General features: G+C 40.5%; 19 protein-coding genes and 1 other RNA gene. 15 read left to right on the top strand and 5 right to left on the bottom strand.

Features of this window, described 5'->3' with window-relative positions:
- Positions 1-57 precede the first annotated feature (57 nt).
- Positions 58-981: an FAD:protein FMN transferase gene (locus B7700_RS02110; protein WP_084886818.1), complete on the bottom strand. Its 924-nt coding sequence runs from the start codon at positions 979-981 to the stop codon at positions 58-60.
- 309 nt (positions 982-1,290) lie between these two features.
- On the opposite strand from B7700_RS02110, the gene nox reads away from it, so the two are divergent.
- From nox to pdxT, 3 genes are all read left to right on the top strand, one after another.
- Entirely contained in the window at positions 1,291-2,670 is a 1,380-nt protein-coding gene (gene nox / locus B7700_RS02105; RefSeq protein WP_084886816.1) for a H2O-forming NADH oxidase, read from the top strand.
- Between the two features lie 152 nt (positions 2,671-2,822).
- Entirely contained in the window at positions 2,823-3,698 is an 876-nt protein-coding gene (gene pdxS / locus B7700_RS02100; RefSeq protein ID WP_084886814.1) for a pyridoxal 5'-phosphate synthase lyase subunit PdxS, read from the top strand.
- Complete coding sequence (pdxT, locus tag B7700_RS02095; protein ID WP_084886812.1) at positions 3,699-4,280, top strand: pyridoxal 5'-phosphate synthase glutaminase subunit PdxT; 582 nt, start codon at positions 3,699-3,701, stop codon at positions 4,278-4,280.
- A 19-nt stretch (positions 4,281-4,299) separates the two neighbouring features.
- On the opposite strand, the gene trhA is transcribed toward pdxT, so the two are convergent.
- Both trhA and B7700_RS02085 read right to left on the bottom strand, forming a co-directional pair.
- The gene (gene trhA / locus B7700_RS02090; RefSeq protein ID WP_084886810.1) at positions 4,300-4,947 is read right to left on the bottom strand and encodes a PAQR family membrane homeostasis protein TrhA; all 648 of its coding nucleotides are present in this window, start codon (positions 4,945-4,947) and stop codon (positions 4,300-4,302) included.
- The gene (locus B7700_RS02085; RefSeq protein WP_084886808.1) at positions 4,947-5,390 is read right to left on the bottom strand and encodes a DUF1836 domain-containing protein; all 444 of its coding nucleotides are present in this window, start codon (positions 5,388-5,390) and stop codon (positions 4,947-4,949) included. The genes trhA and B7700_RS02085 overlap by 1 nt, the downstream gene beginning before the upstream one ends.
- A gap of 134 nt (positions 5,391-5,524) precedes the next feature.
- Between B7700_RS02085 and B7700_RS02080 the strand changes: the two genes are divergently transcribed.
- The 7 genes from B7700_RS02080 (at position 5,525) to trxB (ending at position 9,877) form a co-directional block, all read left to right on the top strand.
- Positions 5,525-6,019 (top strand): GNAT family N-acetyltransferase, encoded by a 495-nt coding sequence (locus B7700_RS02080; RefSeq protein WP_084886806.1) that lies wholly within the window; start codon positions 5,525-5,527, stop codon positions 6,017-6,019.
- Complete coding sequence (locus B7700_RS02075) at positions 6,019-6,528, top strand: methylated-DNA--[protein]-cysteine S-methyltransferase (protein ID WP_084886804.1); 510 nt, start codon at positions 6,019-6,021, stop codon at positions 6,526-6,528. Before B7700_RS02080 ends, B7700_RS02075 begins: the two co-directional genes overlap by 1 nt.
- A 12-nt stretch (positions 6,529-6,540) precedes the next feature.
- Positions 6,541-6,897, top strand: a complete 357-nt coding sequence (locus B7700_RS02070; protein WP_000889091.1) for an arsenate reductase family protein — start codon at positions 6,541-6,543, stop codon at positions 6,895-6,897.
- 157 nt (positions 6,898-7,054) lie between these two features.
- The gene (locus B7700_RS02065; protein ID WP_001103445.1) at positions 7,055-7,855 is read left to right on the top strand and encodes an amino acid ABC transporter permease; all 801 of its coding nucleotides are present in this window, start codon (positions 7,055-7,057) and stop codon (positions 7,853-7,855) included.
- Positions 7,855-8,598 carry an amino acid ABC transporter ATP-binding protein gene (locus B7700_RS02060; protein WP_000590982.1) on the top strand — a complete coding sequence of 248 codons (744 nt, stop codon included), beginning with the start codon at positions 7,855-7,857 and terminating at the stop codon, positions 8,596-8,598. Before B7700_RS02065 ends, B7700_RS02060 begins: the two co-directional genes overlap by 1 nt.
- A 77-nt stretch (positions 8,599-8,675) precedes the next feature.
- Positions 8,676-8,900 carry a DUF4059 family protein gene (locus B7700_RS02055; RefSeq protein WP_038806263.1) on the top strand — a complete coding sequence of 75 codons (225 nt, stop codon included), beginning with the start codon at positions 8,676-8,678 and terminating at the stop codon, positions 8,898-8,900.
- 65 nt (positions 8,901-8,965) lie between these two features.
- Positions 8,966-9,877, top strand: a complete 912-nt coding sequence (gene trxB / locus B7700_RS02050) for a thioredoxin-disulfide reductase (RefSeq protein ID WP_084886802.1) — start codon at positions 8,966-8,968, stop codon at positions 9,875-9,877.
- A 234-nt stretch (positions 9,878-10,111) separates the two neighbouring features.
- Here the strand turns inward: trxB and rlmB are convergent, their stop codons facing one another.
- Complete coding sequence (gene rlmB, locus B7700_RS02040; protein ID WP_000855720.1) at positions 10,112-10,840, bottom strand: 23S rRNA (guanosine(2251)-2'-O)-methyltransferase RlmB; 729 nt, start codon at positions 10,838-10,840, stop codon at positions 10,112-10,114.
- Between the two features lie 44 nt (positions 10,841-10,884).
- Positions 10,885-11,496 carry a peptide deformylase gene (gene def, locus B7700_RS02035; protein ID WP_001272956.1) on the bottom strand — a complete coding sequence of 204 codons (612 nt, stop codon included), beginning with the start codon at positions 11,494-11,496 and terminating at the stop codon, positions 10,885-10,887.
- A gap of 174 nt (positions 11,497-11,670) precedes the next feature.
- On the opposite strand from def, the gene B7700_RS02030 reads away from it, so the two are divergent.
- From B7700_RS02030 to B7700_RS02010, 5 genes are all read left to right on the top strand, one after another.
- Positions 11,671-12,996: a CapA family protein gene (locus B7700_RS02030; protein WP_004241626.1), complete on the top strand. Its 1,326-nt coding sequence runs from the start codon at positions 11,671-11,673 to the stop codon at positions 12,994-12,996.
- A 21-nt stretch (positions 12,997-13,017) separates the two neighbouring features.
- Positions 13,018-13,845 (top strand): HAD family hydrolase, encoded by an 828-nt coding sequence (locus tag B7700_RS02025; protein WP_084886798.1) that lies wholly within the window; start codon positions 13,018-13,020, stop codon positions 13,843-13,845.
- A gap of 1 nt (position 13,846) precedes the next feature.
- Positions 13,847-14,482 carry an SGNH/GDSL hydrolase family protein gene (locus B7700_RS02020; RefSeq protein ID WP_000290665.1) on the top strand — a complete coding sequence of 212 codons (636 nt, stop codon included), beginning with the start codon at positions 13,847-13,849 and terminating at the stop codon, positions 14,480-14,482.
- 61 nt (positions 14,483-14,543) lie between these two features.
- Positions 14,544-14,891, top strand: a transfer-messenger RNA (tmRNA) gene (ssrA, locus tag B7700_RS02015).
- A 396-nt stretch (positions 14,892-15,287) separates the two neighbouring features.
- Positions 15,288-16,622: an Nramp family divalent metal transporter gene (locus B7700_RS02010; protein ID WP_000094601.1), complete on the top strand. Its 1,335-nt coding sequence runs from the start codon at positions 15,288-15,290 to the stop codon at positions 16,620-16,622.
- Positions 16,623-16,767: the final 145 nt, after the last annotated feature.

Raw genomic sequence — 16,767 nt, 5'->3', positions numbered from 1 at the left:
GATTTCCTTTCTCTTTTTACATAATACGATTTTAAAACTCTATTGAAACATCTATTTCTATAGAGTAGGAATTCCTGAAGAACAGCTTAGGTGACCTTCCTTATCGATGAGGATAGCTTCGATGCCCTCTAAACTTTCGACTTGCCAGAGGATAGAAGCAGGTCTTTCTCCAAAAAGACGAGTTGTCCATATTTCACCATCAACGGATTTATCAGAGATGATGGTGAGACTCGCTAGTTCCGTTTCAACAGGATATCCTGTTTGACTGTCAAAAATATGATGATAATCTTTTCCATCGATAGTCAGGTGACGTTCATAAATGCCTGAAGTCACGACAGATTGATTGACAGCAGGGATGGTCATTAAGTGATTTCCCCTCGGATTGGCTGGGTCTTGAATCCCGATTTGCCAAGGCTGATTTCCTCTTGCCTGATTTTTTCCAATAGTCAGGATATTCCCTCCCAGATTGATCAAGGCAGATGTTACTCCCTCTTCTCTCAGAAATTGGGCAACTTTATCCGCACTATAACCCTTGGCTAAACAACCAAGATCAATCTTCATTCCTTTTTGTTTCAAAAACACAGTGGAAGTGGAAGAATCTAACTCGATATAATGAGGATTGATTAAAGGTAGCACCGATTCAATTTCTTGAGGCTGGGCGACCTTGGCATCCGAAAAACCGATACGCCAGGTTTGAATTAAGGGACCAATGCTGATGTTGAGATGACTAGAGGGCGCTAGGCTATGCTCTAACCCAAGTGAAATCAGTTCAAACAGGTCTGGATGAACCTTGACAGGAGCTATTCCTGCTTGATAATTGATTTCCATCAACTCAGATTCTTGGCTATTGGCGTTGAAGCGGTATTCGAGCTCTCTGAGTAAATCAAAGGATTTTTGGAGCAAGATATCTGCTCGCTCATCCACTAATGAAATAGTGATAGTGGTTCCCATTAGGCGTTCAGAATGTGAACTTAGAGGCAAGCTACCAACTCCTTTCTCTTATGAAAAGAAGGTTGAAACATAGTAAATTTATGAAAAATGAACCCCTTACATTTTCTTTCCATGATACTAGCATACCATAAAGTCAGCGTTTTCACAAATAAAATTTGTAAACTTGTCAAGAAATATGCTCAGAAAATATAAAGAGTAATTGTAAGAAAGGCTGATAAAATACAGATTATTTACATTTTTTTACAAAAAAATCGGGAAAATTAGCTAAACTCTTGTAAACGCTAACAGTAAATGTTATACTAGAAGAGTAAATTTTAAATTAAAGGTAGGAATTTTTCTATGAGTAAAATCGTTGTAGTTGGTGCTAACCACGCTGGTACAGCATGTATTAATACTATGTTGGATAATTTTGGTAATGAGAACGAAATTGTTGTATTCGACCAAAACTCTAACATCTCTTTCCTAGGATGTGGAATGGCCCTTTGGATTGGTGAACAAATTGACGGTGCTGAAGGCTTGTTCTATTCTGATAAAGAAAAATTGGAAGCTAAGGGTGCTAAGGTTTACATGAATTCACCAGTTCTTTCAATCGACTATGATAACAAAGTAGTTACAGCTGAAGTTGAAGGAAAAGAACACAAAGAATCATACGAGAAATTGATTTTTGCTACGGGTTCTACACCAATCTTGCCACCAATCGAAGGTGTTGAAATTGTTAAAGGAAACCGTGAATTTAAAGCAACTCTTGAAAACGTACAATTCGTGAAATTGTACCAAAATGCTGAAGAAGTTATTAATAAACTTGCTGACAAGAGCCAACACCTCGACCGTATCGCCGTTGTTGGTGGTGGTTACATCGGTGTTGAACTTGCTGAAGCCTTTGAGCGTCTTGGAAAAGAAGTTGTCCTTGTTGATATCGTTGATACTGTTTTGAACGGTTACTATGACAGAGACTTCACACAAATGATGGCGAAGAACTTGGAAGACCACAACATTCGCTTGGCTCTTGGTCAAACTGTTAAAGCAATCGAGGGTGACGGTAAAGTTGAACGCTTGATTACTGATAAAGAAACTTTCGATGTGGATATGGTTATCCTTGCAGTTGGTTTCCGTCCAAATACTGCTCTTGCTGATGGTAAGATTGAACTCTTCCGTAACGGTGCCTTCCTTGTAAACAAGAAACAAGAAACTTCACTTCCTGGTGTATTTGCTGTTGGAGACTGTGCGACTGTTTATGACAACGCTCGTAAAGATACAAGCTACATCGCACTTGCTTCAAACGCAGTTCGTACTGGTATTGTTGGTGCTTACAATGCTTGTGGACATGAATTGGAAGGAATCGGTGTTCAAGGTTCAAACGGTATCTCAATCTACGGTCTTCACATGGTTTCAACTGGTTTGACTCTTGAAAAAGCTAAAGCTGCTGGTTACAACGCAACTGAAACAGGCTTTAACGATCTTCAAAAACCAGAATTCATGAAACATGATAACCATGAAGTTGCCATCAAGATTGTCTTTGACAAAGATAGCCGTGAAATTCTTGGTGCACAAATGGTTTCACACGATTCTGCAATCAGCATGGGAATCCACATGTTCTCACTTGCTATCCAAGAGCATGTGACAATTGATAAATTGGCATTGACAGACCTATTCTTCTTGCCACACTTTAACAAACCATACAACTACATCACAATGGCTGCCCTTACAGCTGAAAAATAAAAATGAATGAGCTATCTGGCCTTAAGTTAAGACCAGATAGTTTTTTAACTATTCTGTACCCATACAATTACGTTTTTTTTATCTTGTGATTCATTCTAATCTAACTTAAAATGAAATGGTAGCTACCAATACAAATGATGAGGATAAAACAAATGACTGAAAATCGTTATGAATTAAATAAAAACTTAGCACAAATGCTTAAAGGTGGCGTTATCATGGACGTTCAGAATCCTGAACAGGCCCGTATTGCAGAAGCTGCTGGTGCGGCAGCTGTGATGGCCTTGGAGCGGATTCCGGCTGATATTCGTGCAGCTGGTGGGGTTTCCCGTATGAGTGATCCAAAGATGATTAAGGAAATCCAAGAAGCGGTTAGCATTCCAGTAATGGCCAAGGTCAGAATCGGGCATTTTGTTGAAGCTCAGATTTTAGAGGCTATTGAGATTGACTATATCGATGAGAGTGAAGTTTTATCTCCAGCAGACGACCGTTTCCATGTGGACAAAAAAGAATTCCAAGTTCCTTTTGTCTGTGGGGCTAAGGACTTGGGTGAAGCCTTGCGTCGTATCGCTGAAGGTGCTTCTATGATTCGTACAAAAGGAGAACCAGGGACAGGAGACATTGTTCAAGCTGTTCGTCATATGCGTATGATGAATCAGGAAATTCGCCGCATTCAAAACCTACGTGAGGACGAACTTTATGTTGCCGCCAAGGACTTGCAAGTTCCTGTAGAATTGGTTCAATATGTCCATGAGTATGGGAAATTGCCAGTTGTAAACTTTGCGGCTGGAGGCGTTGCAACGCCAGCAGATGCTGCGCTGATGATGCAATTAGGGGCAGAGGGCGTCTTTGTCGGTTCAGGTATTTTTAAGTCAGGCGATCCTGTTAAACGGGCCAGTGCCATTGTTAAGGCTGTGACTAACTTCCGTAATCCTCAAATTCTAGCTCAAATCTCTGAAGATCTAGGAGAAGCTATGGTTGGTATTAATGAAAATGAAATTCAAATTCTCATGGCAGAGCGAGGAAAATAGATGAAAATCGGAATATTGGCCTTGCAAGGTGCCTTTGCAGAACATGCAAAAGTACTAGCTCAATTAGGTGTCGAGAGTGTTGAAATCAGAAATTTAGAGGATTTTCAGCAAAATCAGAGTGACTTGTCGGGTTTGATATTACCTGGAGGAGAGTCTACAACCATGGGCAAGCTCTTACGAGACCAAAACATGCTGATTCCCATTCGAGAAGCCATACTTTCTGAACTTCCCGTTTTTGGTACTTGCGCAGGCTTGATTCTCTTAGCTAAAGAAATTTCTTCTCAGGAAGAGTGTCATCTTGGAACTATGGATATGGTGGTCGAGCGCAATGCCTATGGGCGCCAATTAGGAAGTTTCTATACGGAAGCAGAATGTAAGGGAGTTGGTCAGATTCCAATGACCTTTATTCGTGGTCCAATTATCAGTAGTGTTGGAGAAGATGTAGAAATTCTAGCAACAGTGGACAATCAAATCGTTGCAGCTCAAGAAAAAAATATGTTGGTGACCTCTTTTCATCCAGAATTGACTGATGATGTGCGCTTGCACCAGTACTTTATCAATATGTGTAAAGAAAAAAGTTGAGATTGAATTTCTCAACTTTTTACATGAAATAAACAATGGCAATGTATTGGAGGGCAGATGCTGCTAGGATAAAGAGATGCCAAATCATGTGGAAATAAGGTTTTTTCTTAGCGTAAAATCCAGCTCCAACTGTATAACAGAGTCCACCGCTTACCATGAGACTCCAGAAAATTGGTGTCGTTTGACTGATAATGGCAGGAATGATAGCCAGAACCAACCAGCCCATAATCAGGTAAAGGGCAAGGCTAAATTTCTCATTGACTTTTTTAGCAAAGATTTTATAGAGAATACCAAAGATGGTTGTTCCCCATTGGATGGCAATAATCAGATAGCCAAACCAGTTATTCATCAAAGTCAGTACGACAGGTGTATAAGAGCCAGCAATGGCAACATAAATCATAGAATGGTCGATGATTCGTAAGACATATTTGTGGGTCGAACCATAGGCCATAGAGTGGTAAATGGTGGATGATAGAAACATGAGAAAGAGACTAATAACGAATATGGAAACGCCGATAGATGATAAAAATCCGTGTGCCTCATAACTATAGGTAGATGAAATAGGGAGTAAGATGAGCATGATGACTGCACCTACGGCATGAGTCACGCTATTAGCAATCTCCTCTCCAAAACTGAGTTGTTTGCTGAGCTTTAGGCTTGTATTCATTAGATTTCCTCCTCTTGAGTACGATGGATTAAGGCTAGAGTTTGATGATAGAGTTTAACGGTTTGGCAGCTGGTTTGGATGATAGGGTTAGCTGGGTCAATTCCTTGGTTCATGTAGTCCACAAAAGCATCGTAGAGTTGGTCTGAACTTGCTTGACTTTGTAGAGTATTCAGTGTCTGGGCTATTTCTTGAATAGAAAATACAGACTTGAGGGTTGTGATAGCAATCAAACGGGCAATCTGTTGGCGTTGGTATTTTTTCTTGTCAGGCTTTGTCAGATAACCATGTTTGACATAGTTATTGACCATAGATGCTGTCAGGCCCTTGTCTTTATCTGGAGAGATAGGGGCGCATACCTGATTGACATAGAGTAAAACCTGGTCCAGATAGAGGTTAATGTTTGGAATTTCTGCCCATTTTGGGTAGGAAAAGGTAGTTTTCATTTCCAACTCCTTTTTATCTAGTTTTAATAACTAGATTATAAAATAATAAAAACAGAAAGTCAAGTTTTAACTGCTTGTAGAAAGACTTAAATTATGCTATGATGGGAGAAACTAGTCAGAAATGAGGAGAAAAGATGGAAATTCGTTTAGCTTTTCCAAATGAAGTAGATGCCATCATGCAGGTGATGGAAGATGCTAAAAAATGTTTAGCGGATGCTGGTAGTGACCAGTGGCAAAATGGTTATCCAAATGCTGATATTATTATTGAGGATATTATCTCAGGTCAAGCCTACGTAGCCTTGGAAGAGGGAGAACTACTAGCTTATGCAGCTGTTACCAAGAGTCCAGAGGCAGCCTATGAAGCCATTTATGAAGGCAACTGGCAAGCTGGAGAGTCAGAGTACCTAGTCTTTCACCGTATTGCTGTGGCAGCAGATGTCCAGGGACAGGGGGTTGCTCAGACTTTTCTAGAAGGATTGATTGAAGGTTTTGATTATCTGGATTTTCGTTCAGATACGCATGTTGCAAATAAGGCCATGCAGCATATTTTTGAAAAACTAGGTTTTAAACAGGTTGGTAAGGTTCTAGTTGATGGCGAACGCTTGGCCTATCAAAAATTGAAGAAATAATGCAAAAGAAGTACGTAAAAATGCTCTACTTTTCGCCAATAGGAACCTTGTCTTTGGTTGCCGACGAGCAATATCTGTATGGCATTTGGATGCAGGAGCAGAAGCATTTTGAGAGGGGACTAGGAGATGAGACGATAGAAGCAGTTGTTAGTCATCCCATTTTAGACCCCGTTATTGCTTGCTTAGATGCTTACTTTAAAGGCAAGTCTCAGGATTTATCCAACTTGCCCTTGGCGCCAATCGGAACAGATTTTGAAAAGAAAGTTTGGTCCTATTTACAGGAAATTCCTTATGGTCAGACAGTGACCTATGGTCAAATAGCCCAAGATTTGCAAGTGGCTTCTGCTCAAGCAATTGGTGGAGCGGTGGGACGCAATCCTTGGTCTATCCTAGTACCTTGTCACCGTGTGCTGGGAGCAGGCAAGCGTCTGACAGGTTATGCTGCAGGAGTGGAAAAGAAAACTTGGCTCTTGGAGCATGAAGACGCAGATTTTAAAGATATAAAATAGAAAGTGAAAGACATGTTAGAATTTATCGAATACCCAAAATGTTCAACTTGTAAAAAAGCAAAACAAGAATTAAACCAACTCGGTGTGGACTATAAAGCCGTCCATATCGTGGAAGAAACACCTAGCCAAGAAGTGATTTTAAACTGGCTAGAAACCTCAGGGTTCGAGTTGAAGCAATTTTTCAACACCAGTGGAATCAAATACCGTGAACTAGGGCTGAAAGATAAGGTAGGAAGTCTGTCGAACCAAGAAGCAGCCGAGTTGCTAGCAAGCGACGGTATGTTGTTAAAACGTCCGATTTTAGTGGAGAATGGAACTGTTAAGCAAATCGGTTATCGAAAAGCTTACGAAGAATTGGGACTGAAATAGTTTTTACTTATCTCTTTGATAGATAAAATATATAACCTCCCTGTTTCAAAGTATGATAAACTAGTAGGTAGACAAAGTCTGTACCTGACCGTAGCAAATAATTTCATTGACGGCAGAAGTATGGTAGAATGAATCATTATCAGGAGAGGATGTTTTTATGAATGTTACAACGATTTTAGCATCAGATTGGTACCAAAACTTGATGCAATTGATTCCGGATGGCAAGCTTTTTAGCTTGCGTTCGGTCTTTGATGGAATCCCGAGAATTGTCCAACAACTTCCAATAACGATTATGTTGACCATTGGTGGTGCTCTTTTTGGCTTGGTTTTGGCGCTTCTTTTTGCCATTGTGAAGATCAATCGTGTCAAAATTTTATACCCCTTGCAGGCCTTCTTTGTTAGCTTCTTAAAAGGGACACCGATTTTGGTGCAACTCATGTTGACCTACTACGGAATTCCTTTGGCTTTGAAAGCTCTCAATCAGCAATGGGGAACTGGTTTCAATATCAATGCGATTCCAGCCGCTGCTTTTGCAATTGTCGCCTTTGCCTTTAATGAAGCAGCTTATGCTAGTGAAACCATTCGTGCAGCCATTCTCTCAGTCAATCCTGGTGAGATTGAGGCGGCACGCAGTCTGGGGATGACCCGAGCGCAAGTTTATCGTCGCGTGATTATTCCAAATGCGGCCGTTGTGGCGACTCCAACCTTAATCAATTCCCTAATCGGCTTGACCAAAGGAACTTCTCTAGCCTTTAGTGCGGGTGTTGTGGAAGTCTTTGCCCAAGCTCAGATTTTGGGTGGAGCTGATTACCGCTACTTTGAACGCTTTATCTCCGTTGCCCTTGTTTATTGGGTAGTCAATATTGGAATTGAAAGCCTCGGTCGTTTCATCGAGAGAAAAATGGCTATTTCTGCACCAGATACCGTGCAAACAGATGTGAAAGGAGACCTTCGTTAATGATTAAGATTTCGAATTTAAGCAAATCCTTTTCAGGACAGACTGTCTTGGATCATCTGAACTTGGATATTCAAAAAGGGGAAGTTGTAGCCTTGATTGGTTCTTCAGGAGCTGGAAAATCAACTTTCCTTCGCAGTCTCAATTATCTTGAAACACCTGACAGTGGCTCTATTCAGATTGATGATTTCTCAGTTGATTTTTCTAAGATTACTCAAGAAGAAATCCTTGCCTTACGCCGTAAGCTGTCCATGGTTTTCCAACAGTTTAATTTGTTTGAACGCCGAACAGCACTTGATAATGTGAAAGAAGGCTTGGTTGTTGTCAAGAAATTATCCGACCAAGAAGCGACTAAGATTGCCAAGGAAGAGTTGGCTAAGGTTGGGCTTTCTGACCGTGAAAACCATTACCCTCGCCATTTATCAGGTGGACAGAAGCAACGGGTTGCCTTGGCGCGTGCTCTCGCTATGAAACCAGATGTCTTGCTCTTAGACGAACCAACTTCAGCTCTTGACCCAGAATTGGTCGGTGAAGTAGAAAAATCTATTGCAGATGCTGCTAAGTCAGGTCAAACCATGATTTTGGTTAGTCATGATATGTCCTTTGTAGCCCAAGTTGCTGATAAGATTCTCTTCTTAGATAAGGGGAAAATCATCGAATCTGGAACACCGGATGAGATTATCCACCATCCTAAAGAAGAGCGGACAAAAGAATTCTTTGCTAGTTACAAACGGACTTATATTTGATATAATAGATAAAGGAAAACTCAGTTAGCTGGACTAGCTGAGTTTACTCTTTAAAAAAGATAGAAATGAGAGAAATCATGCTACTTCAACTATTTTCTTTATATTTCGAGAGTTTGATCTTGACCACCATCCTCGTCCTGATTTTTTTAGGGATTTGGATTGGACTGAGAGCCATGTCGGGAGTTGATAAGACAGCTAAGGCTCGCCAAGCCCATCTCTATGATATGATTATGATTGGAGTCTTGGTTATTCCAGTATTATCCTTTGCGGTTATGAGTTTAATTCTTGTTTTCAAGGCATAATCCTTGCTTGATTGACAAGAAAGAGTTAGAATAAAGATAGTTACAACAAGAAAGAAGGAATCTATATGTACGATACTATTATTATCGGTGCTGGACCTGCAGGGATGACTGCAGCCTTGTATGCTGCTCGAAGCAATCTGAAAGTAGCCTTGATTGAAGGTGGTCTGCCAGGTGGTCAGATGAATAATACATCTGATATTGAAAATTACCCAGGATACGCTAATATTAGTGGGCCAGAATTGGCAGAAAAGATGTTTGAACCGCTTGAAAATCTTGGTGTTGAGCACATTTATGGTTATGTTGAAAATGTCGAAGACCATGGTGATTTTAAGAAAGTGATGACTGATGACCAAACATATGAAACTCGTACCGTTATCGTAGCGACTGGCTCTAAACACCGTCCTTTGGGAGTACCTGGAGAAGAAGAACTGAACAGTCGTGGTGTTTCTTACTGTGCCGTGTGTGATGGTGCTTTCTTCCGTGACCAAGATTTGTTGGTAGTTGGTGGTGGAGATTCAGCTGTTGAAGAAGCCATCTTCTTGACTCGTTTTGCTAAGACTGTTACCATTGTTCACCGTCGTGACCAACTTCGCGCCCAAAAGGTTTTACAAGACCGCGCCTTTGCGAATGAGAAAATCAGCTTTATCTGGGACTCTGTAGTCAAGCAAATCAAGGGTGAAAACCGAGTAGAATCTGTCGTCTTTGAAAATGTGAAAACAGGTCAAGTGACAGAACAAGCCTTCGGTGGTGTCTTTATCTATGTTGGTTTGGACCCTCTTAGCGATTTTGTTAAAGAATTGAATATCCAAGATCAGGCAGGCTGGATTGTGACAGATAACCACATGAAAACTGCAGTTGATGGTATCTTTGCCGTTGGAGATGTTCGCTTAAAAGACCTTCGCCAAGTAACAACAGCAGTTGGAGATGGGGCTATTGCTGGTCAAGAAGCTTACAAGTTTATCACCGAACATAGTTAATACACTTCGAAAATCTCTTCAAACCACGTCAGCTTCGCTTTACCGTAGGTATGGGTACTGACTTCGTCAGTTCTATCCACAACCTCAAAACAGTGTTTTGAGCTGACTTCGTCAGTCTTATCTACAACCTCAAAGCAGTGCTTTGAGCTGTCTACGGCTAGCTTCCTAGTTTGCTCTTTGATTTTCATTGAGTGTAATCATAAAAAGTTTCCAATCAGATGACTGGAAACTTTTTTATAGTCTATTTCGGAAAACTTCGTACATGAGGATGGCTGCAGCAACGCTGGCATTGAGGCTTTGAACATGTCCATTCATAGGAATGGTAATCATTTCATCAACCTGTTTTTTGATGTTGCTAGAGATACCTTTTCCTTCATTTCCGATGATGAGGGCAATTTTCCCTTTTGTATTCCACTTGTGGCAAGGAGTCCCATTCATATCCGTTCCAAAGGTCCAGAAGCCTTCATCCTTGAGTTTGTCCAGAGTTTGGCTCAGATTGGTCACTCGAGCAATTGGAACGTGCTCAATAGCACCTGTGGCTGTTTTGGCAACGACAGGAGTAACTCCGACAGCACGGTGTTTGGGAATGATGACACCTGAAACGTTGGTCGCATCGGCTGTTCGCAAGATAGAACCCAGATTATGGGGGTCGGTTAAACCATCCAGAATCAATAGCAAAGGATTTTCTTCTTGGCGTGTTTTGGCAAGGATTTGGTCCAGCTCACTATAGGCAAATTCGGACACTCGTAGAACAAAACCTTGGTGGACAGCACCTTCAGTCATCTCAGAGAGGGATTTTTTTGAGGTCCAAGAAATGGATACCTTTTTTTCTGTAGCTAGTTCCTTGACTTTTTCAACATTCTTACCTCGTAGGTCTTCTTGGAGGTAGAGTTTGTTTCCAGTATTTGCAAGGAGGGCTTCGGTAACGGCGTGGATGCCATAGACAATATCATTTGTTTTCATGCCTCTATTATAACACAAAACCCCGTCTTGCAACGGGATTTTCTTTATTCTAGAATTAGTAAACCATCTTTAACTGCAAATGGGTCTTTTTCATTGATACGATCGTAAAACATGATACCGTTAATGTGGTCAATTTCATGCTGAACAACGATGGAGTTGTAGCCTTTGAGCTTGATACGGTGTTTTTCTCCATCCTTGTCAAAGTAGTCAACCGTAACGCGAGCATGGCGGACTACATAGCCAGGTACGTTGCGATCAACAGACAGACAACCTTCTCCTTCACCAAGAGCAGCGTCTTGAACTGAGTGAGAGACGATTTTTGGATTGTACATAATAGCTTGCAAGTCGTAAGCTTCCTGTGGGGTTTCGCCTTCTTCGACAATGTTTGGCACCAAAACAGCGATAATACGTTTTGAGATATCTAATTGAGGAGCAGCAAGTCCAACCCCACCTCGGAGCCCCATTTTCTCAGCCATGACAGGATCTTGGGAATGTTTCAGGAATTGCATCATCTTTTCGCCAAGAATGATTTCCTGGTCAGACAAGGGGAAAGTAACTTCCTCAGCAACCGCGCGTAGAGTTGGGTTTCCCTCGCGGATAATATCGTTCATATCAATTAAATGAGCAGCTTTTGTAATACGTTCTATTGCAGACATTTTCTCTCCTTTCATTACCTCTACATGATATCACAAAATGACAAGGATTGAAAGCATTACGTCATTGAGCTTTTATAGAAAATGCCTAGTAGGTTCGATTCAATTGTGAAAGAATTACTTATCTGTGATATAATAAAAAGAAAAGGCTTGCATTAGAAAGTAGGGAGAATGAAGATGCAAAGAAGACAAGATCGAAATCAGCGTGGTTCAGCTTTTCGTTTTATGAGGGGTTTGGTAAACTTTTTTAGGAGTTATCGCAAGTGGAGTAATAAAGGATTTGTGGCCATACTCTTGCTAGCAGTTGCTTTATCAATGGGCTTGGTCTTGTTGTTTGAAAGCTTCCAAGGAATCCCTTTAACCAGTCAAAAAAAGGATGCCATTTCTCAAGAAGCAAATAAGACGAACCAAAATGCTAAAGATCAGGACGAGGAGAAAACTGCCAGAATTATGGCCAACGGGGACCTCCTCTATCACATTCCCATCTATCGTTCTGCTTTAAAAGAAGATGGGACCTATGATTTCCATGAAAATTTTGAATATGTAAAACCATGGCTCAAACAAGCAGACTTGATTTTAGGTGATTTTGAAGGTACTGTGAATAAGGACCACTATTTGGCTGGTTATCCGCTATTTAATGCACCTGGAGAAGTCATGGATGCCATCAAGGATGCCGGTTATCAAGTGCTAGACTTGGCGCATAACCATATCCTAGATTCACAAATAGAAGGTGTGGTTTCAACAGCAGATGCTATTGAAAAGGCAGGAATGACACCTATTGGAGTGTATACGCATGAGTCACGTGATCAAGCTCCACTGGTTATTAAGGAAGTGAACGGTATCAAGGTTGCACTTTTGGCCTATTCTTATGGTTTTAATGGAATTGAGCAAAGTATTTCTCAAGAAGACTATACCCGCTATCTTTCAGACCTAAATGAAGACAAGATGAAGGCTGAAATTGAACGGGCAGAGAAGGAAGCGGATATCACCATTATCATGCCTCAGATGGGTGTGGAGTATCGCTTGGAACCAACTGAAGAACAAAAGGCTCTTTATCACAAGATGATTGATTGGGGAGCTGATATTATCTTTGGAGGGCACCCTCACGTAGTTGAACCATCTGAAACGGTTGAAAAAGATGGGGACAAGAAACTCATTATCTATTCAATGGGGAACTTCATTTCCAATCAACGAATTGAAACCATGCAAGATGAAGAGAATGCTAAGTGGACAGAGCGTGGCGTGCTCATGGATGTGACTGTTAAGAAAAAAGCCGGTAAGACGACAATCGAAACTGCCAAAGCGCATCCTTCTTGGGTAAACCGTACACCAAAAGGAACCTATTCTCCAGAAGGTTATCCACTATTCCTATACCAAACTTATATCTTAGAAGATTTTATCGAGGGTGGTAGTCATCGTGACCAGTTAGATGAAGCGACTAAGGAACGAATTGATACAGCCTACAAAGAAATGAACGAACATGTGGGATTGAAGTGGGACTAGCTTGAATCCAGAGGAAAGTAAATGACGATTAAGGTAATTGCAACAGATATGGATGGGACCTTGCTGGATGCTAGAGGCCAGCTTGATCTCCCACGTTTGGAAAAGATTTTAGATCAGTTGGATCAAAGGGGTATTCGTTTTGTCATTGCGACGGGCAATGAAATTCACCGCATGAGGCAACTACTGGAGCACTTGGTCGATCGGGTGGTTCTGGTTGTTGCAAACGGTGCTCGTATTTTTGAAAACAATGAACTGATTCAGGCTCAGACTTGGGATGATGCCATTGTCGATAAGGCTTTGGCTCATTTTAAGGGTCGAGCGTGTCAGGATCAGTTTGTTGTAACGTCTATGAAGGGTGGTTTCGTCAAAGAAGGTACGATTTTTACAGACCTTGAAAGTTTTATGACTCCAGAAATGATTGAAAAATTCTACCAACGGATGCATTTTGTGGATGAATTAACCTCTGACCTCTTTGGTGGTGTGCTCAAGATGAGTATGGTTGTTGGTGAGGAACGTTTGAGTTCGGTCTTGGAAGAAATCAATGACCTCTTTGATGGCCGTGTTCGTGCTGTATCGAGTGGCTATGGTTGCATTGATATCCTTCAAGCTGGAATTCATAAAGCATGGGGCTTGGAAGAATTACTCAAGCGCTGGGACTTGACCTCCCAACAAATCATGGCTTTTGGTGACAGTGAAAATGATGTTGAAATGCTTGAAATGGCTGGAATTGCCTATGCGATGGAAAATGCTGATGATAAAGCCAAAGCTGTGGCGACTGCTCTAGCGCCAGCCAATAGCCAAGGAGGAGTTTATCAAATCTTGGAAAACTGGTTAGAAAAAGGAGAATGAAGTGGCAGTACAGTTATTAGAAAATTGGTTACTAAAGGAACAAGAAAAAATCCAAACCAAGTATCGTCACTTAAATCAGGTTTCTGTTGTAGAGCCAGACATTCTTTTTATTGGGGATTCCATTGTCGAATATTATCCTCTGCAGGAACTATTTGGGACTTCGAAGACGATTGTCAATCGAGGCATTCGAGGGTATCAGACAGGGCTGTTATTAGAAAATCTAGATGCGCATCTGTACGGTGGAGCAGTAGATAAAATTGTCCTTTTGATTGGGACAAATGATATCGGAAAAGATGTGCCTGTGAATGAGGCTCTCAATAACCTCGAAGCTATCATACAATCCATTGCTCGCGATTATCCATTGACTGAGATTAAATTGCTTTCTATTTTGCCAGTCAATGAGGGAGAAGAGTACAAGCAGACAGTCTATATCCGCACGAATGAAAAAATTCAGAAATGGAATCAAGCCTATCAAGAGCTTGCTTCTGCCTATATGCAGGTAGAATTTGTGCCAGTTTTTGATAGTTTGACAGACCAGGCAGGTCAACTCAAAAAAGATTATACAACTGATGGGTTGCACCTTAGTGTTGCTGGTTATCAGGTTTTGACAAAATCTTTGAAAGACTATCTTTTGTAGTTAATTGCTTTCCTTTTTGCATTTTTGTGTTAGATAAGGTATAATGGTTTTATTGTCTTTTGGGGTCGTTACGGATTCGACAGGCATTATGAGGCATATTTTGCGACTCGTGTGGCGACGTAAACGCTCAGTTAAATATAACTGCAAAAAATAACACTTCTTACGCTCTAGCTGCCTAAAAACCAGCAGGCGTGACCCGATTTGGATTGCTCGTGTTCAATGACAGGTCTTATTATTAGCGAGATACGATCAAGTCTTGTCTAGCGGCTTGATAAGAGATTGATAGACTCGCGGTTTCTAGGCTTGAGTTATGTGTCGAGGGACTGTTAAACGAATACATAACCTATGGTTGTAGACAAATATGTTAGCAGATGTTTGGACGTGGGTTCGACTCCCACCGGCTCCATTGATAATTTACATTGTTTTGTAAATCTTTCTAAAACGTTGTTTTTACAACGTTTTTTATTTTATTCTTTGGTATTCTTTTGCAAAAAAAGAATACAACATTTTGTTGTATCCTAAATATTAAATCAAGTCCTGAATTTTCTTAAGTTTTTATCATATTTTCTGTTATAATTAAGGTGCCTTAAGAAAAATAATGAAAAACTAAATGTTTTTCATATAGTTTTCATTTTTGTGTTATAATTAAGGTGCCTTAAGAAAAATATTAAGGTGCCTTAAGAAAAATAATGAAAAAACTAAATGTTTTTCATATAGTTTTCATTGTTTTAATAGTTTAAAGTCAATCTTATTTTTCTCTAATAGAAAATAATGAAAAAGTAGGTTTAGAAAGAGGTAAGTATCTATGTCTTCTCATAAAAAAGTGTCACTCTCTGAGATTAATCAATCTATCGATACTCCAAATAACAATCATTTCTGGCAAAATTTAAATGCCTTTTTAGGTCCGGGTGCTCTTGTCGCAGTTGGTTATATGGATCCAGGAAACTGGATTACCAGTGTAGTCGGTGGTGCTTCCTATAAGTATAGTCTCTTGTTTGTTATCTTGATTTCATCTCTCATTGCCATGCAACTTCAGCAGATGGCAGGAAAGCTTGGTATTGTAACCCAGATGGACCTGGCTCAAGCAACGGCTCATCATTCACCTAAATGGCTTCGTTATAGTCTATGGGTGATTTTAGAATTAGCCTTGATGGCGACAGATCTGGCAGAAGTTCTAGGTTCAGCGATTGCTCTCAATCTTCTCTTTAAGATTCCGATTATGATAGCAATTCTCTTGACCGTGTTGGATGTTTTTCTCTTATTGCTTCTGATGAAATTTGGCTTTAAGAAGATTGAAGCTATTGTGACAACACTGATTTTAACCATTCTAGCAATTTTTACCTATCTGGTAGCTTTGTCACATCCAAGCTTCCAAGGAATCGTTGAGGGTTATCTACCGAATGCAACCTTATTTGAAAGTCCCTTGCCAGGGCATGAAAGTCAATTAACCTTGGCACTAGGGATCGTGGGAGCAACGGTTATGCCCCATAACCTCTATTTGCATTCTTCCTTGTCACAAACTCGGAAAATCAATCACAAGGACAAGAATGATGTTCGAAAAGCCGTGCGCTTTATGACCTGGGATTCAAATCTCCAATTATCCTTGGCCTTTGTGGTTAACTCCCTTCTATTAATTCTCGGGGCGGCTCTCTTTTTCGGCCATGCATCTGAGATTTCTGCCTTCTCTCAAATGTATAATGCCTTGCAGGATTCTACTATTGCAGGAGCTATAGCTAGCTCGACCTTATCAACCTTGTTTGCCTTGGCTTTATTAGCCAGTGGTCAAAATTCGACAATTACGGGTACCTTGACTGGACAAATCGTTATGGAAGGTTTCTTGCATATGAGATTACCTCAATGGTTCATTCGTTTGGCAACTCGTCTCTTTGCCTTGTTGCCTGTCATGATTGTAGCGGTTCTGTTTGGTCATCAGGAAAAAACATTAGATCAGTTATTGGTTTATTCACAAGTCTTTCTTTCGATTGCTCTTCCATTTTCAATCTTCCCACTGATTTATCTAACTTCTAAGAAATCACTGATGGGAGAATTTACCAATGCCAAATGGAATACCATCCTTGGCTATATCGTTTCCATTATCTTAACAATTCTCAATGTGAAATTGTTATTTGATATTTTCTAAGAAATTCACCCGAGTTATAAAACAAGCATATAAGAAAAAAGATACCCAAGATTGTACTGACCCCAAAAAGTTAGACAATTAATTTAAGCAAAGGATTTAGTTCTGTATTGTACAGGGCTAAGTCCTTTTAGTTTTACCTTAATTC

It is taken from the genome of Streptococcus mitis, from assembly GCF_002096755.1.
Classification (GTDB): domain Bacteria; phylum Bacillota; class Bacilli; order Lactobacillales; family Streptococcaceae; genus Streptococcus; species Streptococcus mitis_AC.
The sequence above is the reverse complement of the archived record's forward strand: the minus strand, read 5'-3'. Positions and strand labels throughout refer to the sequence as shown.